This is a genomic window from Streptomyces sp. NPDC000348 (genome assembly GCF_042898795.1).
Lineage (GTDB): Bacteria > Actinomycetota > Actinomycetes > Streptomycetales > Streptomycetaceae > Streptomyces.
This window is the reverse complement of sequence record NZ_JBIAZD010000001.1, coordinates 323,115-346,907: the sequence shown is the minus strand read 5'-3', so window position 1 is coordinate 346,907 and position 23,793 is coordinate 323,115. Positions and strand designations below refer to the sequence as shown.

The following is a 23,793-nucleotide window of genomic DNA, read 5'->3' as shown; positions in this document are numbered from 1 at the left end:
GGCGGCCTCGGGGGTCTGTTCTTGGGGGGGCTGTGGGGGGGTGGGCGGCTGCTCCGGGCCTGCCGGCGCGGGGGGGGGGCCCCCCCGCGGGTGGGGGGCGGCGGGGGGGGGGGCCCCGCCCCGTGTGCGCCGTGCCGGTGCTCAGACGGTCGTGACGACCTGCTCGTACTCCAGACGCGGGGAGCGCGGGTACCACGCGTCCGGTCCGGGGCGGCCGATGTTGACGATCATCAGCGGGGTGTGGTCGTCGTCGAGGAACTCCTTGCGGACGCCCTCGAAGTCGAAGCCGGTCATCGGGCCGGCGGCCAGGCCCGCGGCGCGCACGCCGACGACGAAGTAGGCGGCCTGGAGGGCGGCGTTCATCGCGGCGGAGCTCTCCCGCACCGGGCGCTCGCCGAAGACGGCGTCCTTGGCCTGCGGGAAGTGCGGGAAGAGCTGCGGCAGCTCCTCGTGGAACTCGTTGTCCGCGGACAGGATCGCGACCAGCGGGGCCGTGGCCGTCTTGGGCCGGTTGCCCTCGGCCATGTGCCGGACGAGGCGCTCACGGGCCTCGGGGGAGCGGACCAGCGTGATGCGCAGCGGCGACTGGTTCATGGCGGTGGGGCCGTACTTGACCAGGTCGTAGATCGCCCGCACCTGCTCGTCGGTCACCGGTTCGTCGGTGAACGTGTTGGCGGTGCGCGCCTCGCGGAACAGCAGGTCCTGGGCGGCGGGGTCAAGGGCGAGTGACATGCGTGAACCTTCTCGGGGTACGTCGGCCCGTCTCTCCGCGCGGGAGCCGCGGACCGGTTGACGGGTCCGACCGTACGCCTATGAAGTTCAACGCTCAACTAAATGCGGAGCCTGGTGATCTACTTCACGGTTCAGGCCTCCCCGGCCTCCTCCGCCCCGCTCTCCTCCTCCGCGAGCGCCGCGTCCAGCCGGGCCCGCGCCCCGTCCAGCCGGCGCCGGCACACCTTGGCCAGCTCCTCGCCCCGCTCCCAGAGCGCGAGGGACTCCTCCAGCGTCGTGCCGCCCGTCTCCAGCCGTCGTACGACCTCGATCAGCTCGTCCCTCGCCTGCTCGTACCCGAGTGCCTCGGCCGCCGCCGTCGTCTGCTCCGTCTTGCCGGTCATCCGTCCACCCTACGCATCGACTCGGACAGTGAACTCGCCCCCGGACACCCGCGCCCGCAACGCCTCACCGGCCTCCACCTCGGCCGGATCCCGCACCGCGTGCCCGTCCGCCCGCTGGAGCACGGCGTACCCGCGCTTCAGCGTCGCGGCGGGGGACAGGGCCACCACGCGCGCGTGCGTGTGCGTCAGCTCGGAGTCGGCCCGGTCCAGCTGGTGCCGCAGCGAGCGCCGGGTCCGCTCCAGCAGCGCCGTGACCTCCTCCGCCCGGGCGTCGACCATCCGCTGCGGGGCCTGGACCGAGGGCCGGGCCAGCGCATGGGCCAGCCCGCGCTCCTCCCGGTCCAGCAGCGCCTCGACGCGGCGCCGCGCGCGGTCGCGCAGCATCCGTACCCGCTCGTGCTCCTCGCCCACGTCCGGCACCACCTTCTTGGCGGCGTCGGTCGGCGTGGAGGCGCGCAGGTCGGCCACGTGGTCCAGCAGCGGGTTGTCCGGCTCGTGCCCGATCGCGGAGACGACCGGCGTGCGGCACGCCGCCACCGCCCGCACCAGCTGCTCGTCGGAGAACGGCAGCAGGTCCTCCACGCTGCCGCCGCCCCGCGCCACGACGATCACATCCACCTCGTCGACCGCGTCCAGCTCCTTCACGGCCTGGACGACCTGCGGCACCGCGTGCACCCCCTGCACGGGCACGTTGCGCACCTCGAAGCGGACGGCCGGCCAGCGGTGCCGCGCGTTCTCCAGCACGTCCCGCTCGGCCGCCGAGGCGCGCCCGCACACCAGCCCGATCAGCCGCGGCAGGAACGGCAGCGGCTTCTTGCGCTCCGGCGCGAACAGGCCCTCCCGCGCGAGCGACTTCTTCAGCTGCTCGAGGCGCGCCAGCAGCTCACCCACCCCCACCGGCCTGATCTCGGCGGCCCTGAGCGACAGCTGCCCGCGCGGCGCGTACCACTCCGGCTTGCAGTGCACCACCACCCGCGCGCCCTCGCCCACCACGTCCGCGACGGCGTCGAACACCTGCCGGTAGCAGGTCACGCCCACCGAGACGTCGTGCGACGGGTCGCGCAGCGTCAGGAACACCACCCCGGCGCCGGGCCGCCGCGACAGCTGGGTGATCTGCCCCTCGACCCACACCGCGCCGAGCCGGTCGATCCACCCCCCGATGAGCCGCGACACCTCACCGACGGGCAGCGGCGCTTCCGCAGACGTGTTCAGAGCCATGTCCGCGAGAGTAGTGCGCCCCACCGACAACGCACCGTGACCGGGCCCCCGTACGCGGCCTTACGATGGGACGCATGACCGCTTCGCCTGGCCGCCGTGTCCTGCTCGCCGCCCCCCGTGGCTACTGCGCGGGTGTGGACCGCGCCGTGATCGCCGTCGAGAAGGCCCTCGAGCAGTACGGGGCCCCCGTCTACGTCCGGCACGAGATCGTGCACAACAAATACGTCGTGCAGACCCTGGAGAAGAAGGGTGCGATCTTCGTCGAGCAGACGGACGAGGTCCCCCCGGGCAACATCGTCATGTTCTCCGCGCACGGCGTCGCCCCCGTCGTCCACGAGGAGGCCGAGCGCGGCCGGCTCGCCACCATCGACGCCACCTGCCCGCTGGTCACCAAGGTCCACAAGGAGGCCGTCCGCTTCGCGAACGACGACTACGACATCCTCCTGATCGGCCACGAGGGCCACGAGGAGGTCATCGGCACCTCCGGTGAGGCCCCGGACCACATCCAGCTCGTCGACGGGCCGGGCGACGTGGCCAAGGTCGAGGTCCGCGACCCCTCCAAGGTGGTCTGGCTCTCCCAGACCACCCTCTCCGTCGACGAGACCATGGAGACCGTCGACGCCCTCAAGGAGAAGTTCCCCCAGCTGATCTCCCCGCCCAGCGACGACATCTGCTACGCCACGCAGAACCGCCAGCTCGCGGTCAAGCAGATGGGCGCCGAGGCGGACCTGGTGATCGTGGTCGGCTCGCGCAACTCCTCCAACTCCAAGCGGCTGGTGGAGGTCGCCAAGCTGGCCGGCGCCCGCGCGGCGTACCTGGTCGACTTCGCCGACGAGATCGACGAGGCGTGGCTGGAGGGCGTGACCACGGTCGGCGTCACCTCGGGCGCCTCGGTGCCGGACGTCCTCGTCGAGCAGGTGCTCGAATGGCTGTCGCGGCGCGGCTTCGAGGACGTCGAGATCGTCAAGGCCGCCGAGGAGTCCATCACCTTCTCGCTGCCCAAGGAGCTCCGCCGCGACCTGCGCGAGGAGGCGGCGGCCCTGATGGCCGGGCGCGGCGGCTCCGGGGTGGATTCCGCGCGGTGACGGTGGAACGGGTGTGACGGTCACGGAGGTCGGCTCCGTGACCGTCCGTCGTACGCCGTAACGTAGGGCCATGCACATCTTCGGCGTGGACATCGGCGGTTCCGGGATCAAGGGTGCCCCGGTCGACCTGGACAAGGGGGACCTGGCGCAGGAGCGCTGCAAGGTCCTCACCCCGCACCCGGCCACACCCGACGCGGTGGCCGACGGCGTGAAGCAGGTCGTCGACCACTTCGGCTGGACCGGACCGGTCGGGGTCACCTTCCCGGGTGTCGTCACCGGCGGCACCACGATCCGTACGGCGGCCAACGTCGACAAGAGCTGGATCGACACCGACGCGCGCGTGCTGCTCGGCGACCGTCTGGGCGGCCTGCCGGTGACGGTGGTCAACGACGCGGACGCGGCCGGCGTCGCCGAGATGCACTTCGGCGCCGGACGCCACCACCGGGGCACGGTGATCCTGCTGACCTTCGGCACCGGCATCGGCAGCGCCCTGTTCGTGGACGGCGTCCTCGTCCCCAACACCGAGCTGGGCCATCTGGAGCTGCACGGCCACGACGCGGAGAAGCAGGCCTCCAGCAAGGCCCGGGAGGACCACGACCTGTCGTGGGAGGACTGGGCGCACCGGGTGCAGAAGTACCTGGCCCACGTGGAGATGCTGTTCTCGCCCGAGCTGTTCGTCATCGGCGGCGGCGTCAGCCGCAAGTCCCACAAGTTCCTGGACCGCATCCAGGGCATCAAGGCGGAGATCGTCCCGGCCCAGCTGCAGAACAACGCGGGCATCGTGGGCGCGGCGATGCGGGCGGCGACGGGCGCCTAGGGCCTACGGCCGGGCGGGACGGGTCCGCGCGCGCGCCGGTTGGCCGCGCGGACCCGGCGCACCCTGCGGGCGAGCACGATCAGCCCCGCGACCAGCGTCCCGCCGTAGAGCCACCCGGCCTGGGTGGCCAGGCCCGTCACCATCCCCATCAGCCGGTCGGCGGTGCCGCCGCCGCCTTCGTCGGCGAGCGGGACCAGCCCCACGGCGAAGGCGATCGGCACCACGACGGGCGCGATGAGCAGGTCCCCCTCGCGCACCCACAGCGCGGTCAGTACGCACACCGGCAGGAAGAGCACGCCGTACGCGGTCTGCGACGCCCCGAACAGCGCCTCGGCCAGCAGACCGAGGACGAGCATCACCAGCCCGCAGAACAGGGCCGAGCCCAGCCCGGTGAGCCGCGGGTTGGGCAACCGCCGGGCCGTGGGCGGGGAAGCGGGCCGGCCCTCCGGCACCCGGGCGGGCCGGGTGGGCCGTGCGGCCCCGCCCCCCGTCGCCCGTCCCGCCTGCGGAGGCAGTGGCGGTCCGGCCGGCCGGGCCGGCCCGTCACGTCGCGGTCCGTACCGTCCGTACTGCGCGGGTCGTGTCCTGTGTTGCTCCACTGCACCAACGTAGGTCGTTTTATGTGCCGAACAGCCTGTCAGACACGCCGGGGATCGGAGCTCGGCCAGACGTTCGACAGGTCCGCCGGGGCGCGGGCGGGCACGCCGTAGACTGGTGGATCGGCCCACGCAGCCCAGTCGGCCGGTCCTCGCCCCCATCCTCACGTACGGGAAGTCGCAACGTGTCGCTCACGATCGGAATCGTCGGTCTGCCGAATGTCGGCAAGTCGACCCTGTTCAACGCCCTGACCAAGAACGACGTGCTGGCGGCCAACTACCCGTTCGCCACGATCGAGCCGAACGTCGGCGTCGTCGGCGTCCCCGACCCCCGGCTGACCAAGCTGGCCGAGGTCTTCGGCTCCCAGCGCGTCCTGCCGGCCACGGTCGACTTCGTCGACATCGCGGGCATCGTGCGCGGCGCGTCGGAGGGCGAGGGCCTCGGCAACAAGTTCCTGGCGAACATCCGCGAGTCCGACGCGATCTGCCAGGTCATCCGCGCCTTCAAGGACGAGAACGTCGTGCACGTCGACGGCAAGGTCTCACCGAAGGACGACATCGAGACGATCAACACCGAGCTGATCCTCGCCGACCTCCAGACCATCGAGAAGGTCCTGCCGCGCCTGCAGAAGGAGTCGCGGATCAAGAAGGACATCGCGCCGAAGGTCAAGGCGGTCGAGGAGGCCAAGGAGATCCTGGAGAAGGGCGACACGCTCTTCGCGCACGGCATCGTCCAGGGCACCGAGCGCAACGAGCTCCTGCACGACCTGCACCTCCTCACCACCAAGCCCTTCCTCTACGTCTTCAACGTCGACGAGGACGAGCTGACCGACGAGGGCTTCAAGGACGAGCAGCGCGCCCTGGTCGCCCCCGCCGAGGCGATCTTCCTCAACGCCAAGCTGGAGGCGGACCTCGCCGAGCTGGACGAGGACGAGGCGCTGGAGCTCCTCCAGTCGGTCGGCCAGGACGAGCCCGGCCTCGCCACCCTCGCCCACGTCGGCTTCCGCACCCTCGGCCTGCAGACCTACCTCACGGCCGGCCCGAAGGAGTCCCGCGCCTGGACCATCAAGAAGGGCGCCACCGCCCCCGAGGCGGCCGGAGTCATCCACACCGACTTCCAGAAGGGCTTCATCAAGGCGGAGGTCATCTCCTTCGACGACCTGGTCGAAACCGGCTCGGTCGCCGAGGCCCGCGCCAAGGGCAAGGCCCGCATGGAGGGCAAGGACTACGTCATGCAGGACGGGGACGTGGTGGAGTTCCGCTTCAACGTGTAACGCGATCCCGCTGCCGTACGCACAGCTACAGCTCACAGGGGGCCGACCCATTCGGGGCCGGCCCCCTTCGTCGCGGCGGTGTTGACCTGTAGAGAGCGGTTGCGTCAGGCTCCGGAGTTCATGGAGGGCATGACCGCGACCGCACGCGCACCGCAGCCGGTCGTGCGCCGGACGGACGTCAGCCGCTGACGGTGATGTTCGAGCTGCCGCTGCTCTGGTAGCCCTCGGTCGCCATGACCATGTAGTACTTGAACTGGCCGAGGTTCATGCCCGCGCGGGCCCAGGCGTCGAAGTGGTTGCCGGTGGTGATGGTGCCGGAGCCGCTGGTCACCTTCGACTGGCGGACGCTCCAGTACTGGTCGAAGGTGCGGGTGCCCTCGACGGAGGGGGCGTTGTACCGCGTCGTCCTGTAGATGTCGTACGTGCCGCCGTCGCTGTGGACGGTGCCCCTGTACTCGCCGGTGGGCCGGTAGCTGCCCCAGTTGTCGACGATGTAGTACTCGACCAGCGGGTTCGAGGTCCAGCCGTAGAGACAGCCGTAGCCGTTGCCCGACGGGTTGAAGTACCCGGTGTAGCGGACCGTCCTGCGCCCGCCGTTGGCCCAGCCCTTGCCCGCGACGAAGTTGCCGCAGTTGGTCCACCTGGTGCTGTAGCTGCCGCCGCCGTTGAGGGTCATGGAGACCGAGCCGCCGCCGTCGGTCCAGAACGTGTAGTACATGCCGTCGGTACCGGTCTGGTTGGTGGTGATGGTGGTGGCGGCGTGGGCGGTGCCGGGCAGCAGCAGCCCGGACGCGGTGGCCAGCGTGGCGACGCCGACGCCACCGAGGAAGCCCCGACGGCTCAGGCCGGGGGGAATGATCGCGTGCTGGGTTCGGTCCTGCTGCGTGCCGTCCTGGTGCATGCTGTTCCCTTCGATGAAGGCAGGTGGGGGACCGCGCGGCCTTCTGCCACCCGGCGGCCTTGCATGGAACGCGCTCTTCTGCTCCGGCGGCCTTAGTTTTCTGAGGCTTCATGGGCCTGTCAACAGTTTCGGCGCTCTTTCGGAAACGTATCCATGCTCGAAAGGGCGCTTGACGCATGTATCTTCCCTGTTCAGATCGTCTATCGTGTGGACCGGCATGCAGGGTAAAGAGGGTCTCGGGTCGGATTGGGACGCAAGTGCGACCGGTTAATGCGAAAGTTTCGGATCCTGGGGAGAGGGCGCTTCGAAGCTCCGCCGACGTGCCGGTGTCGGCAGTGGCAGCGTTGTCGCGGACGGCTCCGCTTCCATGAGTGACAGTTGGTCCGCCGATCCGCCGAGATGCAGGTCGGAGGGTGAAGTCCCGGGCCAGGGGCCGGACCTCACGGTCTGGCCCCTTGTTTCCGGATGCCCGGGAGGGGCTGCGCAGCCGGGCGGCTGCGGCTACGGCCGGATCCAGCCGTCGGCGAAGCCGCACTGGAGGTCCGTCCGGCGGTGCTGCTCGGCAGGGGTGCAGCCGGGGGCGTCGCGGAGGTGGGGCAGGGCGTCGACCCACCGGTCCCAGAGGCCGTCGGGCTGGGTGAAGCGAACCGCGCGGTGGGCGCCGAGGCGGTCGTCGAGGTGGAGGAGGGCACCAGTTCGGCGTCGGTGATCGTGGCCGCGTCGTCGATGAGGTGGCGGGTGAAGCGTTCGGCGTGCGGCCATCCGGGCCGCAGGACGCGACCGCTCTTCAGGTCGAGGTAGCGCGGGCGGCCCGAGTCCTTCCTCGTCACATAGCGCTCGATCACGTAGCCGTAGCCGATCTCCTCGGGGTGCCGGAACGGCATCGGTCACCTCTCCGGGTGCAGGTCGGTACGGTCGATCCAGGTGGGGGCGACGAAGATGCCGTCGCAGGCGAGGGCTTCGGAGGCTTCCGGCAGGGACCATGCGCGGGACTTATCGACCAGGTGCTCCCAGGGCCCGGTCCAGTCGAGTTCCCGGTCCAGGCCGGCTCATTTCGGCAGAGGACTATGCGGCGCTGCGCGAGGGTTCGTACCTGCTCCGCTCGCCGGCGAATGCCCGCCGCCTGCTCAAGGCGTACGAGAACGCCCTGGCCGGCATCGAGGTGTCGGAGCGGGAGCTGATCGACCCCGAATCGCCGGATGCGGCCAGTGGTGGTCCGGCGTGAGGCTCGTCTTCGAGGACCAGGGCTGGGAGGACTACACGTCCTGGCTCAAGAACGACCGCAAGACGCTCGCTCGGATCAACAGGCTCATCGAGGACGTCAAGCGCGATCCCTTCACGGGAATCGGCAAGCCCGAGCCGCTCGAGTACCACTTGCCCGGGGCGTGGTCGAGGCGGATCGACGACGAGCACCGCCTCGTCTACCTGGTCACCGACAAGGAGATCATCGTTCTCGCCGCTCGCTACCACTACTGATTTCCACGGCTGGGGTTCTCCCGGCCCAGGGCGCCGGACGTGCCGTGCCGGACCGGGGTGTCAGGCCCTTCGGCGGACGCCCGGAGAGGCGCGGCGCGTTCGAGGAGGTCGCGGGTCGGCCGGATCCGGCCGGCGCCCGCTTCGGCACCCTCGCTCGGCGCGGCACCGGCCGGTCCGCCGGCGTTCGCTCACAGGGGCCGGAGTCGTCCGGGGCGACCGGTCCGTGACGGGGGCCGGATCAGACGAGTTCCGGCCGCGGCTCCGGGGACCGCGGTTCCCGTTGCGGCTCCGGTGCGGCCGTCGTCTCCCACCGTGCGGTGGTGCGTGCGTAGCCGTGGACCACCGAGGCCATCGCCAGGAGGAGCAGGGGGCCGAACGCCCACGGGTGCCCGGCCATCTCCAGCGGCAGCAGGCGGTACGACAGCAGGAGCACGGTGAAGACCGCCGTGCCGTGGGCGACCAGCCAGGTGCCCGACCGGTCCCAGCCGCGTGCCAGTGAGCGCATCGCCGCCTCGACCGTGAGCGCGAACACCACGCCGGCGACGAGGTCCACGCCGTAGTGGTAGCCGAAGCCCAGCGTCGCGCAGAGGGTGGCGACCAGCCAGAACGTGCCCGCCCAGCGCATCGCCCGCGAGCCCTTGCGGGTGTGGACGAAGAGCGTGACGGCCCATGCCGTGTGCAGGCTGGGCATGCAGTTGCGCGGGGTGATCCCGTCGAACGGGATCGGGTGCGGGGTGCCGATGGACGGCAGCGTGTCCGGCCACAGGTGGCCCGCCGCCCACGGTCCGCCGTCGGCGCCGTAGGCGTAGACCGGACCGACGACCGGGAAGACCATGTAGACGGCCGGTCCGAGCAGGCCGATGACCAGGAACGTGCGCACCAGGTGGTGGGCCGGGAAGCGGCGCTCCACCGCCACGCGACGCAGTTGGTACAGCCCGACGAGCGCCGCCGCCAGCGGAAGCTGACCGTAGACCACGTGGAGGAGGCCGGTGCTGACCGGAGCGGTGGCCTCGACGATCCGGCCGGCCAGCCACGAGGGGTCGCCCAGGGCGTGATCGGCGGCCGCCACGTAGGGGTCGAGCACGGTCGGGCGGGTCTTCGACGTGATGAGCAGCCAGGTGTCGCCCGTCTTGTGGCCGGCCACCAGGAGCAGCCCCAGCCCGGTGCCCTTCAGCAGCAGCAGGCGTTCCGGCCCGGTACGGCGCGTGACGGCGACGACCGCGATGCCCAGGACCACCCACAGCGCGCCGTTGCCGAAGTTCATCTCGGCGCCGACCGCCCACCGCACCAGGAAGAAGACGACGTCGATGCCGATCGCGGCGCCCGCCGCGACCAGCCGTTGCCGCCAGGTGAGCACCACCGTTGCCAGCGCGAGACCGGCGTACAGCAGCGGTCCCGAATCAGGGGCGAGGACCACCTCTCGGGCGTGGTGGGTGATCGGCCCCGGCAGGCCGTAGCGGCGCGCGGCGCATTCCAGTGCCACGAGGAACCCGAGGGTCGCCGCACCCGCCGCCGCCCACAGCACCGCCTGCGGCCCGGGTGTGCGCGCCGGTATCCGACTTGGTTTTGTTTTCAACTTCCTGGTCTATGTGTGAAGATCGGGTGATCTGGAGATCGTCATGGGTCCGCACATGCTATCGGCACCCTGTGGGTTCGATGTGCGTCAGGACCGCCCCCGCTCGGACCGCGGCCGCCCCGCCACCCGGCGGCAGGCCTCCGCGTACCCCCGGAGCAGGGGGCGTCCTCCGCCCGCCGGGCCAGGACGTACTACCGGCCCGGGGAGAGGTCGTGGGCGGGACGGGCCGTGACGCCGCCGAGGGTGATCGGAGGGGCGTGGCCCGCGGCCGTCGGGCAGCGGCCGGACGGATGCCGGGGCCTTCGGCGACCGGGCGGAACCGGGTGATCCGCCCCGTGGGCGGGCCGCCCGCCGTCGTACGGCCGGTGCGTCCGGTCCAGTCGTTCGCGCAGGGCCTCTTGTGCAATTCCTGTGCAACCCTCAATCTTTCGGCTGATGCCCGGACTCGGCCGTCAGAGTTGACATGATCCCGTCAGTGGCTGGTCCGCACGCGCACCACCGACCCAGGAGGAACCCTCACATGGCAGTGATGCGTCACCCCCGGCGAAGACTGGCCGCCCTCGGCGCCGCCACCACCGCGGCCCTCGTCGCGAGCCTCGTCTCCGCCCTCCCGGCGGGAGCCGCCCCGGCCGCCGCCGAAGGTCGCGTCCAGTACGCGGACGCCGCGAACGCCGTCGCCGGCAGCTACCTCGTGACCCTGAGGGCGGACGAGGCCCGCTCCGACTCCGCCGAGGGCCGCGCCCTGGCCGAGAAGTACGGCGCCGACATCGAGCGCACGTACGCCAAGGCCCTGAACGGCTACGAGGTCGAGGCCTCCGAGGCCGAGGCGAAGCGCCTCGCCGCCGACCCGGCGGTCGCCTCCGTGGTGCAGAACCGTACCTTCCACATCACCGGCACCCAGCCCGGTCCGCCCTCCTGGGGCCTGGACCGGATCGACCAGCGCACCCTCCCGCTCAACAGCTCCTACACCTACCCGGATTCGGCCGGGGAGGGCGTGACGGCGTACGTCATCGACACCGGCGTCCGCATCACCCACAGCGATTTCGGCGGCCGGGCCTCCTACGGCTACGACGCCATCGACAACGACAACACCGCCCAGGACGGCCACGGCCACGGCACGCACGTCGCCGGCACGGTCGCCGGCGGTTCCCACGGCGTGGCGAAGAAGGCGAAGGTCGTCGGCGTCCGGGTGCTGAACAACTCCGGTTCCGGCACCACCGCCCAGGTCGTCGCCGGCATCGACTGGGTGGCGCAGAACGCGGTCAAGCCGGCCGTCGCCAACATGTCCCTCGGCGGCGGCGCCGACAGTGCCCTCGACGCGGCCGTCCGGGGCGCCGTCGCCTCCGGCGTCACCTTCGTCGTCGCGGCCGGCAACGAGTCCACCGACGCCTCCACCAAGTCCCCGGCCCGGGTGGCCGAGGCGATCACCGTCGGCGCCACCACCTCCTCCGACGCCCGCGCCAGTTACTCCAACTACGGCTCCGTCCTGGACCTCTTCGCGCCGGGCTCCTCCATCACCTCCGCCTGGCGCACCAGTGACACGGCCACCAACACCATCTCCGGCACGTCCATGGCGAGCCCGCACGTCGCCGGCGCCGCCGCCCTCCACCTGGCCGACAACCCCTCGGCCACCCCCGCCCAGGTCTCCTCCGCGCTGACCTCCGCCGCCACCACCGGCGTCGTCGGCAGCCCGGGCAGCGGATCGCCCAACCGCCTGCTGTACGTGGGCGGAGGGGACACCACCCCGCCCCCGACCGGTGACCGCTTCGAGAACACCGCCGACCACACCGTCGCCGACAACAGCACCGTCGAGTCCCCGGTGACCGTCTCCGGCGTCCCGGGCAACGCGCCCTCGAACCTGGCCGTCGAGGTCGACATCACCCACACCTACATCGGCGACCTCCAGGTCCAGCTGGTCGCCCCCGACGGCACGGCGTACACGCTGAAGTCGTACGGCACCGGCGGCAGCGCCGACGACATCGCCACCACCTACACCGTCGACGCCTCCGCGGAGACGGCCAACGGCACCTGGAAGCTGCGCGTCAGCGACAACGCGTCGTGGGACACCGGGCGGCTGAACGGCTGGGCGCTGCAGTTCTGATCCCCGGGACCACCGTTCACCGCACAGCACCCCGTCCCCGGGAAGACACCCCGGGGACGGGGCCGCCGTCCCGCGCCTACGATGCGCCCCGTGTCCACACCTCCGCCCCACGGGCCCCCGCGGGAACCCCGGGGCCCCCAGAGCCGGCACCCCGCGCACCAGGTGGCCTATCTGGAGGCCGCGCGGGTGCTCGACACCGCGCTGGACGGGGCGCCCGGCGCGGACGGTCCCGGCGAGGACCTGACGGACGACAGGCAGTGGGCCGGCCGGGTCGAGGAGGCCCTCGCCGAGCAGACGGGGCTGCTGCGCGCACACGAGTGGCCGGCCGGCGCGGCCGACGCGGGCGCCTGCCACGGGCACGAGGAGAAGGGCCGGGACCTGATCGACCCCCATGGCTCGGTCACCGCACGCGAAGCTCTGGGGCTGGCCACCACACCGCCCGGGTACGAGGAGGACGGGCGCGGCACCGACAGCGGTGAGCTGAGGGTGTGACGGCCGCCATAGCGGGGAGAAAGTGCCTGGGTAAAGCCCTTACCCAGCAGATGTCATCACATCGAGTGATTCTCTGGCCTTCGCTTGCCCGGCACAACCTGTGGTTGTCACGCTGTTGCTGTCTGTGCAACCTGATGGGAGTGGCCCGTGACATTCGGTGAGCAGCCGGCGTACCTGCGTGTCGCGGGTGATCTCCGCAAGAAGATCGTCGACGGCCGACTGCCGCCGCACACGCGGCTCCCCTCCCAGGCGAGGATCCGCGAGGAGTACGGCGTCTCGGACACGGTCGCGCTGGAGGCGCGCAAGGTGCTCATGGCGGAGGGGCTCGTCGAGGGCCGCTCCGGTTCGGGGACGTACGTGCGCGAGCGGCCGGTGCCCCGGCGGGTCGCCCGCTCGGGGTTCCGTCCGGAGCGCGGGGCCACGCCCTTCCGGCAGGAGCAGGCCGACGCGGGCGTCCGGGGCACCTGGGAGTCCAGCAGCGAGCAGACCGAGGCCTGCGGCGCCGTCGCCGAGCGGCTCGGCATCGAGCCCGGCGACCGCGTGATGCGCACCACATACCTCTTCCGGGAGGCCGGCGAGCCGATGATGCTCTCCACGTCCTGGGAGCCGCTGGCCCTCACCGGACGGACCCCCGTGATGCTCCCCGAGGAGGGCCCGCTGGGGGGCATGGGCGTCGTCGAGCGCATGCGCGCCATCGACGTGATCGTGGACAACGTCACGGAGGAGGTCGGGGCCCGCCCCGGTCTCGCCGAGGAGCTGGTGCTGCTGGGCGGCGTCCCCGGGCATGTCGTCCTGGTCATCCAGCGCACCTACTTCGCCTCGGGGCGTCCGGTCGAGACCGCCGACGTGGTCATCCCCGCCGACCGCTACCGGGCCGCCTACCACCTCCCGGTGAAGTAGCGGACCCGGCGGTGCGGGGGCGTGCCCCCCGCACCGCCGGGTCCGGTGGCCCGCGCCCGCGTCCAGTGCGCCCCGGAGCCGGCCGGCAGGCCTTCACCACGGTCCTCGCGGCCCCCGCCGGCGACGCCCGCGCCCGGGACGGCCGCGTGCCTTCCCGCCCCCGTCCGCTCCCCAGTGGAGATCGTCACGCTCCTCCGCCGATCCGTCGCGCGCCCTTGAGCGCCCCCGGCCCGCCTGCGCTCCGGCGCACCGCCCGTGGCACCGTCGCTCCCGCGCCGTAGCAATCTGGCCGTTCTCCCAGGTCGCCCCCGGAGCGCGGCGCACCGGGCGGTATGCCGCTGACCGGACGCGTCGACCCTCCCGCACGGCGCATCCGCCACCGTGCGCCCCCTGCGTTCTGGCTGGTTGCGTGCCTGTTTGTGAAAAGGCGTATTCGCTCAGTGAAGGCAAGGCGTAGGCTCGGGCATATGCGGACCCGGGTTTCCTTATCGGGCGGGGCGCGGCACCGGCCGCGGACGGGAAGTGGAGGGGAGCGATGAACGACGGCACGGTGACTCTTCCCTGGCTCGTCGTCCGCCAGGACGACAACGGCAATCGCTACCGGGTGGGCAGGTACGCGACCCGCGCCGAGGCCGAGAGGATCGCGGACAGCCTCGACGGGCGCGGACACAAGCAGCTCTACTGGGTCGAGCGGATCGGCCAGAACGGAACGTCCGCCGACTGACCCGGACCCTCGACTGACCCGGACCCTTGACTGACCCGGACCCCCGACCGGCCCGGACCCCCGACCGGCCCGGACCGCCGACTGACCCGGACCCCCGACCGGCCCAGACCGCCGGCGGGCCCCGCCCGTCCCTCCCGTAGGCTCCGGCGCATGAGCGAGCGGATCGTGGTGGTCGGTGCGGCCCTGTGGCACGAGGGGCGGCTGCTCGCCGCCCGCCGGAGCGCACCCGCCGAACTGGCCGGGCGCTGGGAGCTGCCCGGCGGCAAGGTCGAACCGGGGGAGGCCCCCGAGGCGGCCGTCGTGCGGGAGCTGCGCGAGGAGCTCGGCGTCGACGCCGAGGCCGTGGAACGCGTCCCGGGGGAGTGGCCGCTGCGGACGCCGTACGTGATGCGGGTGTGGACCGCGCGCCTGCGCCCCGGGTCCGCCGCGCCCCGGCCCCTCGAGGACCACGACGAACTGCGCTGGCTCACCCCCGACCGGATCTGGGACGTCGACTGGCTCGACCACGACGTGCCCGCGGTCCGCGACACCCTCGCCCACCTCGGTCTCCGCGAGGGTGTGTGAAGCGCGGGTCCGGCGCGCGGAGGCAGGGGCGACGGCGCCCGGGCGCCTTCCCGCGCCGCTCGTGCCACGATGCGCCGTCGAGCGCGGTACTCCGTCCGAGATGTCGGGTATGTGCCCATTAACCCCATGAAAACGGACGTGGGTGGACTCCCTCGGCGGGGAAGTGATCCGCGTGATCGACACCGACGGCGACCACGCCGCGTGGACCTTCCCCGCGGACCCGGGAACCGTGCGCGCCGCCCGCCGCGCCGTCCGTGACCAACTGTGCCTCTGGGACCTCGACAACGTCGGTGACCTCGCGGCCCTGCTGGTCAGCGAGCTGGTCACCAACGCCCTGCGGTACGCCACCGGCCCCATCGGCGTACGCCTGACACGCCCCACGGGCCTCGGCGGGGTCCTCCTGGTGGAGGTCTCCGACCCCCTCCCCGAGCCCCCGCACGAGCGCGCCGCCCGGCCCGAGGACGAGGGCGGTCGCGGGCTGCAGCTGCTGGCCTTCGCCTCCCGCCGCTGGGGCACCCGGCCGACCGCCCCCGGCAAGACCGTGTGGTTCGAACTCGCGGTGCCGAGATGAGGGATCGCACGCCCGTTCAGGGTGTACACACCGGCCCCTTCCGTCGAGTGACCGGTTCGGGGCCGTGGCGGTTGTCGAAAAGGGGGGTTCGACGACGTGTCCGCTGGTTAGAAGACTGGAAGTGTTCTCACGGGACGGACCGAAAAGCATCGGGACCGTGCTGTGATCGTGAACACCGTGTTGTACGGCACCGTAGTGCTGGATACTGCGGGCAGCCGCCCCCGGTGACCGGTGCCGGACGCGGTGAGCTGGAGGGGACGGTTCGCGTGCGCGAGATACCAGCGAAGGCCACGGAGTCCGAGGACCCGTCGGGCGGCGCGAGAAGCGGGGCCGTCGACGGCCTCTTCTCCGGCGACGCCCCGTCCGGCGACGCGATGTGGCAGAGCAGTCCGCCCGGCTCGATCTACGACTACATCAAGGTCGCCTCCTTCTCCATCGGCCCGGACGGGCTGGTCGACCAGTGGAGCCTGCGCGCCGAGCAGATCTTCGGCATCCCCGTCGAGCGCGCCGTCGGCATGGACCCCATCGAGGCGTTCCTCGAGCCCGTCCGGCGGGAGCGCGGCCAGCGCAAGATGGCCGAGATCCTCGACGGCCGGGAGTGGACCGGAGTGGTGCCCTTCCGGCTGCCGGACTCGTCGGCGGCGGACGGGCGCGACCGGGAGGGCATCGCCGAGGTCTACGTCATGCCGACGCGGACCGAGGCGGGGGAGAAGGCCGCCGTCTGCATCGTCGTCGACGTCCGCACCCTGCGCCGCATCGAGACCGACCTCGCCGCCTCGCAGGCCATATTCGGCCAATCTCCGTTCGGTTTCCTGCTGATCGACCCCGACCTGCGGGTACGCCGCGCCAACCAGCGGTTCGCGTCCATCTTCGGCGGCACCCCCGACGACCACCGCGGCAAGGGCGTGCACGACTACCTGCCGCGCGGCGAGGCCGACCGGGTCGCCGCGACCCTGCGCCGGGTGCTGGAGTCCGGCGACTCCATCACGGACATGCACGTCACGGGCTACGTGCCGGGCTCCGACGAGCGCCGCCACTGGTCCATCAACCTCTACCGCGTGCACAGCGGCAGCGGCCGGCCCATCGGCGTCGCCTGGCTCGGAACCGACATCACCGCCCGCCGCGCCGCCGCCCGGGAGGCCGCCGCCGCGCGGCGCAATCTCGCCCTCCTCAACGAGGCGGGCGCCCGGATCGGCAACTCCCTGGACCTGGAGACGACCGCCCGCGAACTCCTCGACGTCGTCGTCCCCGGCTTCTGCGACCTGGCCACCGTCGACCTGTACCAGGGTCTGCTGGCCGGTGACGAGACCCCGCCGGGCCTCGCCGACGGCAGCGCGGAGGTACGGCGCGTCGCCTTCGCCAGCGCCGTGTCCGGCGCGCCGTTCGGCGGCGCCGGCGAGCCGGTGAGGCTGGGCGCCGTCCACCACTACCCGTTCAACTCGCTCTGTGCGGACGCCCTGCGCACCGCCCGCCCGCAGAACGTCCCCGGCGAGGAGGGCGGCCCGGTGCAGTCCACGCTCGCCGTGCCGATGGTCGCCCACGACACGGTGGTGGGCCTCGCCCAGTTCGCCCGCACCAAGGGCAGCGAGCCGTTCGGCGACCGCGACCGCGACCTCGCGGTCGAACTGGCCGCACGCGCCGCCGTCTGCATCGACAACGCCCGCCTCTACCGGCGTGAGCACGAACGCGCGTTGATACTGCAGCGCTCCCTGCTCCCCCCCGGCGACCCCGAGGCCTCCGGCCTCGACATCGCCTGCCGCTACCTGCCCGGCAACGCGGCCACCGGCCGGGCCGGCGAGGTCGGCGGCGACTGGTTCGACGTCATCGAACTCCCCGGCCACCGCACCGCGCTGGTCGTCGGCGACGTCATGGGGCGCGGTCTGCGCGCGGCCGTCGCGATGGGCGAACTGCGCACCGCCGTACGGACCCTGGCCCAGCTCGACCTGGAACCCGCCGAGGTGCTCTCCCAGCTGGACGAGATCGCCCGGGGCCTCGGCGCCCCCGGAGGCGTCCAGCAGGCCACCCGGGCCGCCCGCCGCCCCCGCGAGGCCGACCTCTCCGAGGTCTACCTGGCGACCTGCGTCTACGCCGTCTACGACTCGGTGACCAGGCGCTGCACCTTCGCCAACGCGGGCCACCTGCCGCCCGTCCTGGTCGAACCCGGCGAGCCCGCGCTGATGCTGGACGTACCGCCCGGGATGCCGCTCGGCGTCGGCGGCGAGCCCTTCGAGGAGGTGGAGGTCGAACTGCCCGAGGGCGCCCTGCTCGCGCTCTACACGGACGGTCTGGTCGAAAGCCGCGACCACCCCCTCGACGAGGGCCTCCAGGCCTTCGTGAACGCCCTGAGGGACCCCTCCGCGCCCCTGGAGGACGTCTGCGACCACGTCCTCAACACCCTCGACACCCACCACGGCGAGGACGACATCGCCCTGCTGATGGCCCGCGTCCAGGGACTGCCCGCCGAGTCCGTCGGCGACTGGACCCTGCCCCGCGAGCCGCGCAGCGTCGGCCGGGCCCGCGAGTACGCCCGCGCCCAGCTGCTCAGCTGGGACCTGGAGCCCCTGGTCGACACCACGGAACTCCTGGTCAGCGAGCTGGTCACCAACGCCCTGCGGTACGGCGAGGGCGAGATCAGGCTCCGTCTCCTCCTCGACCGCACCCTGGTCTGCGAGGTCTGGGACTCGGGGCTCGTCCAGCCCCGCCGCCGCCGCGCCCGCGACACCGACGAGGGCGGCCGCGGCCTCCAGCTGGTCGGCCTGCTCAGCGCGGCCTGGGGCTCACGCCGTACGCCCCGGGGCAAGACGGTCTGGTTCGAACTCCCCCTCCCCGGCACCGACACCGTCCTCACCGACCCGGCGGAGGCCCTGCTCAGCCTCTTCTGAGCGCCGCGACCGCAACCGGAACACCCGTTCCCCTCGTCCTCCCCGGCAACGTCCACGGCGAGGGGAACGCGGCATGGAGCGCACGGAGTCGGGGGAACGGGCGGCCGGCGAGGAGGAGGGCGCCGCACCCGCGCCCGGGGGGAAGCGCCGCGGGCCCTGGGTGCGCCGGACCCGGCGCATCTCCCTCACGGTCGTCCTCCTCCTGGTCGTCCCCCTCCTCGCCGCCGGGACCGCCCTGCGCGTCAACTACACGGGAGACCCGGCGGACGGGACGTACACCCGCGACCGGGACGCCATGTGGCTCGGGCACGCCTGGGTCGACGGACGGAAGAAGGACGCCGACGTCACCGCGCTCGCCCGCCGCCTGAAGGACACCGGCATCCGCGACCTGTACGTCCACACCGGACCGCTGGAGCACGACGGCACCCTGCCGGCGTCGAAGTACCCGCGCGCCCGCTGGCTGATCGACGCCGTGCACCGCGAGCTGCCGGGCGTCCGGGTCCAGGCCTTCCTCGGGGACGTCCTCGCCAACGGGGGCCCCGACGGACTGCACCTGGACCGTGCCGCCACCCGCGCCGCCGTCGTCCGCAGCGCCGGCCAGGTCCTGGACGTGGGCTACGAGGGCGTCCACCTCGACCTGGAGCCGCTGCACTCCGGCGACCGGGACTACCTCTCGCTCCTGGACGACCTGCGCGCCGTCACCCGTGCCGAGGACGCCCGGCTCTCCGTGGCCGCCCACCAGATCGACCCGCTCCCGGCCCTCCACTCCGTCGCCGGTCTCTTCGCCGACCACCCCAAGTGGTGGTCGCAGGAGTTCTTCGGCCAGGTCGCCCGCCGCGTCGACCAGATCGCCGTGATGTCGTACGACACCGCGCAGCCGCTGGAGAGCACCTACGGCGGTTACGTGGCCCTGCAGACCTCCCTGGCCCTGGAGGTCACCCCGCCCACCACGCACCTGCTGATGGGCCTGCCCTTCTACCACGAGAGCAACTTCAGCCACTGGGGTCACGCCGAGACCGTCGCCGCCGCCGTCCGCGGCGTCCGCCTCGGCCTGTCCCGGACGGACGCCGACCGGGAGCTCTTCGGCGTCGCCCCGTACATCGACTTCGCGGCGACGGAGACGAACTGGGACCAGTACCGGGACGGCTGGGTCCGCTAGGCCCCGCCGTCACACTCCCGTCTGCCGCGCGACGCCGTGCACGCACTCTCGCCGCACCGGGCCCCGGCCCAAGTGCATCCCGTACGAGGGTCGGGGCCCGGCACGCCGGGAGCACGCACCCGACGCCGCGCGGCCCGCCCTCCGGACGGACGACGGGAGTTCGACGACAGGACCTAGGCCCGGCGCTTGATCCTCGACCCCAGCCACACCAGCGGGTCGTACTTGCGGTCCACCGCCCGTTCCTTCAGCGGGATCAGGGCGTTGTCCGTGATCCTGATCCCCTCCGGGCAGACCTCCGTGCAGCACTTGGTGATGTTGCAGTAGCCGAGGCCGTGTTCGTCCTGGGCCGTGCGCCTGCGGTCCAGGCCGGCCTCCTCGGCCGCGTCCAGCGGGTGCATGTCGAGCTCCGCGACCCGCATCAGGAAACGGGGCCCGGCGAACGCCGGCTTGTTCTCCTCGTGGTCGCGGACCACGTGGCAGGTGTCCTGGCACAGGAAGCACTCGATGCACTTGCGGAACTCCTGCGACCGGTCCACGTCCTCCTGCATCATCCGGTACTCGCCCGGCGCGACCCCTTCCGGCGGGACGAAGGCCGGGACCTCCCTGGCCTTGGCGTAGTTGAAGCCGACGTCCGTCACCAGGTCGCGGATCACCGGGAAGGCCCGCAGCGGCGTCACGGTGATCGTCTCGTCCCGCCCGAACACCGACATGCGGGTCATGCACAGCAGCCGGGGGCGCCCGTTGACCTCCGCCGAGCACGAACCGCACTTGCCGGCCTTGCAGTTCCAGCGCACGGCGAGATCGGGGACCTGGGTGGCCTGGAGGCGGTGGACGATGTCGAGGACCACCTCGCCGTCGTTCACCTCGACCGCGAAGTCCTCCAGGCCGCCGCCCCGCACGTCCCCCCGCCACACCTTGAAGCGGGCCTCGTAGCTGCTCACTCGTACAGCTCCTCTTCGGTGAGGTACTTGACCAGCTCCTCCTTCTCGAAGAGGGCGAGCAGGTCGGGACGGATGGGTTCGGTGGTCTCACGGGTGAGGGTGATCCGGCCGCGCGCCGTGCCGGCGCCCGCGGGACCGTCCGTCGGGTCGGTGAGCGCGCACAGCAGATTCACGTTGCGCCAGGTGCGTTCCATCGCCGCGTGGTCCTCACGGGTGTGGCCGCCGCGCGACTCGGTGCGCTCCAGCGCCGCCCGGGCCACGCACTCGCTGACCAGCAGCATGTTCCTCAGGTCCAGGGCGAGGTGCCAGCCCGGGTTGAACTGCCGGTGCCCCTCGACCCCCGCCCGGCGGGCCCGCAGGCGCAGCTCGGCGAGCTTCTCCAGGGCCCGCTCCATCTCGTGCTCGCGGCGGATGATGCCGACCAGGTCGTTCATGGTCTGCTGGAGTTCCTGGTGCAGGGTGTACGGGTTCTCCGGCGGCCCCCCGGCCGGCTCCCCGCCCTCCGCCGAGAACGGGCGCAGGGCCTCCGCGGCGGCCGTGTCGACCTGCACGTCGTCCACCCGGGGCCGTGCGGCGCCCACGCCGCTCGCGTACTCGGCCGCGTGCAGACCCGCCCGGCGTCCGAAGACCAGCAGGTCGGACAGGGAGTTCCCGCCGAGCCGGTTGGAGCCGTGCATCCCGCCGGCCACCTCACCGGCCGCGAACAGCCCCGGCACCCCGCGCGCCGCCGCCGAGTCGGAGTCGACGGCGACGCCGCCCATCACGTAGTGGCAGGTCGGCCCGACCTCCATCGCCTCCGCCGTGATGTCGACGTCCGCCAGCTCCTTGAACTGGTGGTACATCGACGGCAGCCGCCGCTTGACGACGTCGGCCGGCATCCGGGTGGACACGTCCAGGAAGACCCCGCCGTGCGGGGAGCCGCGGCCCGCCTTCACCTCGGCGTTGATCGCGCGGGCCACCTCGTCGCGGGGGAGCAGTTCGGGCGGGCGCCGGTTGTGGTCCGGGTCGTCGTACCAGCGGTCGCCCTCCTCCTCGGACTCGGCGTACTTCTCCTTGAAGACGTCCGGGACGTAGTCGAACATGAACCGCTTGCCCTCGGAGTTGCGCAGCACCCCGCCGTCCCCGCGCACCGACTCGGTGACGAGGATGCCCTTCACCGACGGCGGCCAGACCATCCCGGTCGGGTGGAACTGCACGAACTCCATGTTCAGCAGCGGCGCCCCGGCCAGCAGCGCCAGCGCGTGCCCGTCGCCGGTGTACTCCCACGAGTTCGACGTCACCTTGAACGACTTGCCGATCCCGCCGGTCGCGATCACCACGGCGGGCGCCTCGAGGACGAAGAAGCGGCCGGACTCCCGCTCGTACCCGAAGACCCCGCTCACCCGGTCCCCGTCCTTCAGCACGCGGGTGACCGTGCACTCCTGGAGGACCTTCAGCCGGGACTCGTAGTCGCCGGTCTCGCGGAAGTCCTCCTGCTGGAGCGCGACGATCCTCTGCTGGAGGGTGCGGATCAGCTCCAGGCCCGTGCGGTCGCCGACGTGGGCGAGGCGCGGGTACTCGTGGCCGCCGAAGTTGCGCTGCGAGATCCGGCCGTCCTTCGTCCGGTCGAACAGCGCGCCCCAGGTCTCCAGCTCCCACACCCGCTGCGGCGCCTCCTGGGCGTGCAGCTCGGCCATCCGCCACTGGTTGAGGAACTTCCCGCCGCGCATGGTGTCGCGGAAGTGGACCTGCCAGTCGTCCCCGGGGTTGGCGTTGCCCATCGCCGCCGCGATGCCGCCCTCGGCCATCACGGTGTGCGCCTTGCCGAACAGCGACTTGCAGATCACGGCCGTACGGGCGCCCCGCTCACGGGCCTCGATCGCGGCGCGCAGACCGGCGCCGCCGGCCCCGACCACGACGACGTCCCACTCCTGCCGGTCGACCACGGACATGGGCAAGACCTCCAGCTAGAAGAAGCGCGGATCGTCGAAGGCGCCGGACGCGACGAGGTACACGTAGAGGTCGGCGAGCGCCACGCTCAGCAGTGACGCCCAGGCGAGCTGCATGTGCCGGGCGTTCAGCCGGCCCACCGCCTGCCACATCCGGTAGCGCACGGGATGCCGGGAGAAGTGCTTCAGCTTCCCGCCGACGATGTGCCGGCAGGAGTGGCAGGAGAGGGTGTACGCCCAGATCAGCGTGATGTTGACCAGGAACACCAGGGTGCCGAGCCCCATGTGGCCCCAGTCGTAGTGCTCGTCGCGGAAGGCGAGCACGGTGTCGTAGGTCAGGATGCCGGCGACCGGGATCGCCGCGTAGAAGAAGTACCGGTGGATGTTCTGCAGGATCAGCGGGAAGCGGGTCTCCCCGGTGTATTTCCGGTGCGGTTCGGCCACCGCGCAGGCCGGCGGGGACGCCCAGAAGCCCCGGTAGTAGGCCTTGCGGTAGTAGTAGCAGGTCAGCCGGAAGCCGAGCGGGAAGACCAGGATGATGATCGCCGGCGAGATGCCCCACCAGCTTCCGAACAGCTCCGCGTTCGGCCCGCCCCTCATCGGCTCGCAGTTCTCCGCGAGGCACGGCGAGTAGAACGGCGAGACGTACGGCGCCGCGTAGTAGTCGGCGTTCGCGAAGGCCCGCCAGGTCGAGTAGACGACGAAGGCGAGCAGCCCGGCCGCGGTGGCGGCCGGGGCCAGCCACCAGCGGTCGGTCCGCAGGTGCGGGGCGGCGATCGCGGCGCGCGTACCGGTTCTCACACCGCCGCTTCGGGGACGGGGTTCTGTGGCGGGAGGTTCCGTGCCAGTGGCCACTTGTCCACTCCGGTAGGGGTCGGGGGCGCCGCGATCGGCGGGGGGTCAGGGGGCGCGGCGGCCGCGGGCGCCGAGACCCTCGTCGTCCGTGTCCACCCACAGCGAGGGGTCGTACGGCGTGTCGGAGATGGTCACGAGATCGGGGCGGCGCTGCGGGGCCGAGGCGGCGACGGCCGTCTCCCGCAGCAGCGCGACGCTCTCGCGCAGGTGACCGGCGTCGGCGCGGACGCGGCGCATCTCCAGGCCGCCGCTGCCCAGCTGCTTCTCCAGGCGCCCCACCGACCGGATCAGGTCGTCGAGACAGCGCTGGACGGATGTCAGTTCCTCGTGCACGGACATGACGTGACCTCACTTCCACGGGTCCTTCAGGCCCACGGCGCAACGTTCATGCGCCTGAGAGTGTTGCGCGTCACACCTCGCGGTGTGAAGGGATGTGCATCGATTGGCCGAGGCGTGCGGGTGCACCGGACGGTGCTTTGCGCCGCACGGGTGGGCTTGCCGTCCGTGGCCGCCGTGTCGCCCCGGGTTGCCGAACCCTTTCCTCTTCAGTGGGCCGCATACGTCGGATGAGCTCCAAATACCACCAAAAGTGATCGTAACGCCCGAGGCTTCCCGGAG

At 72.2% G+C, this 23,793-nt stretch carries 23 protein-coding genes and 2 pseudogenes; 13 read left to right on the top strand and 12 right to left on the bottom strand.

Annotated features, from left to right (window positions below):
- Positions 1–141: 141 nt before the first annotated feature.
- The 3 genes from ACFY3N_RS01665 to xseA form a co-directional block, all read right to left on the bottom strand.
- Entirely contained in the window at positions 142–732 is a 591-nt protein-coding gene (locus ACFY3N_RS01665; protein WP_390814640.1) for a malonic semialdehyde reductase, read from the bottom strand.
- A gap of 131 nt (positions 733–863) precedes the next feature.
- Positions 864–1,115: an exodeoxyribonuclease VII small subunit gene (locus tag ACFY3N_RS01660; protein WP_390814639.1), complete on the bottom strand. Its 252-nt coding sequence runs from the start codon at positions 1,113–1,115 to the stop codon at positions 864–866.
- Between the two features lie 9 nt (positions 1,116–1,124).
- Positions 1,125–2,333, bottom strand: coding sequence for an exodeoxyribonuclease VII large subunit (gene xseA, locus ACFY3N_RS01655; protein WP_390814638.1), 1,209 nt, complete (start codon positions 2,331–2,333; stop codon positions 1,125–1,127).
- Between the two features lie 65 nt (positions 2,334–2,398).
- Here xseA and ACFY3N_RS01650 point away from each other — a divergent pair, with 65 nt between their 5' ends.
- Together ACFY3N_RS01650 and ppgK are read left to right on the top strand one after the other, a co-directional pair.
- The gene (locus ACFY3N_RS01650) at positions 2,399–3,418 is read left to right on the top strand and encodes a 4-hydroxy-3-methylbut-2-enyl diphosphate reductase (RefSeq protein WP_390814637.1); all 1,020 of its coding nucleotides are present in this window, start codon (positions 2,399–2,401) and stop codon (positions 3,416–3,418) included.
- A 70-nt stretch (positions 3,419–3,488) separates the two neighbouring features.
- On the top strand, positions 3,489–4,235 hold the full coding sequence (ppgK, locus tag ACFY3N_RS01645) for a polyphosphate--glucose phosphotransferase (protein ID WP_390814636.1): 747 nt from the start codon (positions 3,489–3,491) through the stop codon (positions 4,233–4,235).
- Here the strand turns inward: ppgK and ACFY3N_RS01640 are convergent.
- The gene (locus tag ACFY3N_RS01640; protein WP_390814635.1) at positions 4,232–4,834 is read right to left on the bottom strand and encodes a DUF6542 domain-containing protein; all 603 of its coding nucleotides are present in this window, start codon (positions 4,832–4,834) and stop codon (positions 4,232–4,234) included. The two genes, ppgK and ACFY3N_RS01640, sit on opposite strands and share 4 nt — an antisense overlap.
- A gap of 182 nt (positions 4,835–5,016) precedes the next feature.
- Here ACFY3N_RS01640 and ychF point away from each other — a divergent pair, with 182 nt between their 5' ends.
- Positions 5,017–6,105: a redox-regulated ATPase YchF gene (ychF, locus tag ACFY3N_RS01635; protein WP_390814634.1), complete on the top strand. Its 1,089-nt coding sequence runs from the start codon at positions 5,017–5,019 to the stop codon at positions 6,103–6,105.
- A 178-nt stretch (positions 6,106–6,283) separates the two neighbouring features.
- Here ychF and ACFY3N_RS01630 read toward each other — a convergent pair whose 3' ends face one another.
- The 3 genes and pseudogenes from ACFY3N_RS01630 to ACFY3N_RS01620 all read right to left on the bottom strand — a co-directional run.
- On the bottom strand, positions 6,284–7,006 hold the full coding sequence (locus ACFY3N_RS01630; protein ID WP_390814633.1) for a glycoside hydrolase family 11 protein: 723 nt from the start codon (positions 7,004–7,006) through the stop codon (positions 6,284–6,286).
- A gap of 501 nt (positions 7,007–7,507) precedes the next feature.
- A complete protein-coding gene (locus tag ACFY3N_RS01625; protein WP_390815021.1) occupies positions 7,508–7,768 on the bottom strand; it encodes a DUF6000 family protein in 261 nt (86 codons plus the stop codon).
- A gap of 14 nt (positions 7,769–7,782) precedes the next feature.
- A pseudogene (locus tag ACFY3N_RS01620) lies at positions 7,783–7,890 on the bottom strand (hypothetical protein); the annotation flags it as partial.
- Positions 7,891–8,042: 152 nt separating this feature from the next.
- On the opposite strand from ACFY3N_RS01620, the pseudogene ACFY3N_RS01615 reads away from it, so the two are divergent.
- Both ACFY3N_RS01615 and ACFY3N_RS01610 read left to right on the top strand, forming a co-directional pair.
- A pseudogene (locus tag ACFY3N_RS01615) lies at positions 8,043–8,231 on the top strand (type II toxin-antitoxin system Phd/YefM family antitoxin); the annotation flags it as partial.
- A complete protein-coding gene (locus ACFY3N_RS01610; protein WP_390814632.1) occupies positions 8,228–8,482 on the top strand; it encodes a Txe/YoeB family addiction module toxin in 255 nt (84 codons plus the stop codon). The pseudogene ACFY3N_RS01615 and the gene ACFY3N_RS01610, both read left to right, overlap by 4 nt.
- 238 nt (positions 8,483–8,720) lie before the next feature.
- On the opposite strand, the gene ACFY3N_RS01605 is transcribed toward ACFY3N_RS01610, so the two are convergent.
- The gene (locus ACFY3N_RS01605; RefSeq protein WP_390815020.1) at positions 8,721–10,007 is read right to left on the bottom strand and encodes a phosphatase PAP2 family protein; all 1,287 of its coding nucleotides are present in this window, start codon (positions 10,005–10,007) and stop codon (positions 8,721–8,723) included.
- A 571-nt stretch (positions 10,008–10,578) separates the two neighbouring features.
- Here ACFY3N_RS01605 and ACFY3N_RS01600 point away from each other — a divergent pair.
- The 8 genes from ACFY3N_RS01600 to ACFY3N_RS01565 all read left to right on the top strand — a co-directional run bounded on the left by ACFY3N_RS01600 (position 10,579) and on the right by ACFY3N_RS01565 (position 19,451).
- Entirely contained in the window at positions 10,579–12,159 is a 1,581-nt protein-coding gene (locus ACFY3N_RS01600; RefSeq protein ID WP_390814631.1) for a S8 family serine peptidase, read from the top strand.
- A 90-nt stretch (positions 12,160–12,249) separates the two neighbouring features.
- The gene (locus ACFY3N_RS01595) at positions 12,250–12,651 is read left to right on the top strand and encodes a hypothetical protein (protein ID WP_390814630.1); all 402 of its coding nucleotides are present in this window, start codon (positions 12,250–12,252) and stop codon (positions 12,649–12,651) included.
- Between the two features lie 147 nt (positions 12,652–12,798).
- Complete coding sequence (locus tag ACFY3N_RS01590) at positions 12,799–13,551, top strand: GntR family transcriptional regulator (RefSeq protein WP_390814629.1); 753 nt, start codon at positions 12,799–12,801, stop codon at positions 13,549–13,551.
- 535 nt (positions 13,552–14,086) lie between these two features.
- A complete protein-coding gene (locus ACFY3N_RS01585; RefSeq protein ID WP_030859980.1) occupies positions 14,087–14,275 on the top strand; it encodes a hypothetical protein in 189 nt (62 codons plus the stop codon).
- Positions 14,276–14,425: 150 nt separating this feature from the next.
- On the top strand, positions 14,426–14,839 hold the full coding sequence (locus tag ACFY3N_RS01580) for a (deoxy)nucleoside triphosphate pyrophosphohydrolase (protein ID WP_390814628.1): 414 nt from the start codon (positions 14,426–14,428) through the stop codon (positions 14,837–14,839).
- 142 nt (positions 14,840–14,981) lie between these two features.
- Positions 14,982–15,410, top strand: coding sequence for an ATP-binding protein (locus ACFY3N_RS01575; RefSeq protein WP_390814627.1), 429 nt, complete (start codon positions 14,982–14,984; stop codon positions 15,408–15,410).
- A gap of 266 nt (positions 15,411–15,676) precedes the next feature.
- On the top strand, positions 15,677–18,292 hold the full coding sequence (locus ACFY3N_RS01570) for a SpoIIE family protein phosphatase (protein WP_390814626.1): 2,616 nt from the start codon (positions 15,677–15,679) through the stop codon (positions 18,290–18,292).
- A 73-nt stretch (positions 18,293–18,365) separates the two neighbouring features.
- Complete coding sequence (locus ACFY3N_RS01565) at positions 18,366–19,451, top strand: hypothetical protein (RefSeq protein WP_390814625.1); 1,086 nt, start codon at positions 18,366–18,368, stop codon at positions 19,449–19,451.
- Positions 19,452–19,624: 173 nt separating this feature from the next.
- Here ACFY3N_RS01565 and ACFY3N_RS01560 read toward each other — a convergent pair whose 3' ends face one another.
- Genes ACFY3N_RS01560 through ACFY3N_RS01545 form a run of 4 tightly spaced genes read right to left on the bottom strand, consistent with a single transcriptional unit; the run spans position 19,625 to position 23,514 of the window.
- Complete coding sequence (locus tag ACFY3N_RS01560; protein WP_390814624.1) at positions 19,625–20,392, bottom strand: succinate dehydrogenase/fumarate reductase iron-sulfur subunit; 768 nt, start codon at positions 20,390–20,392, stop codon at positions 19,625–19,627.
- Positions 20,389–22,323, bottom strand: coding sequence for a fumarate reductase/succinate dehydrogenase flavoprotein subunit (locus ACFY3N_RS01555; RefSeq protein WP_390814623.1), 1,935 nt, complete (start codon positions 22,321–22,323; stop codon positions 20,389–20,391). Before ACFY3N_RS01555 ends, ACFY3N_RS01560 begins: the two co-directional genes overlap by 4 nt.
- A 15-nt stretch (positions 22,324–22,338) precedes the next feature.
- Positions 22,339–23,175 carry a hypothetical protein gene (locus ACFY3N_RS01550; protein WP_390814622.1) on the bottom strand — a complete coding sequence of 279 codons (837 nt, stop codon included), beginning with the start codon at positions 23,173–23,175 and terminating at the stop codon, positions 22,339–22,341.
- A gap of 45 nt (positions 23,176–23,220) precedes the next feature.
- Positions 23,221–23,514 (bottom strand): hypothetical protein, encoded by a 294-nt coding sequence (locus ACFY3N_RS01545; RefSeq protein ID WP_390814621.1) that lies wholly within the window; start codon positions 23,512–23,514, stop codon positions 23,221–23,223.
- Positions 23,515–23,793 lie beyond the last annotated feature (279 nt).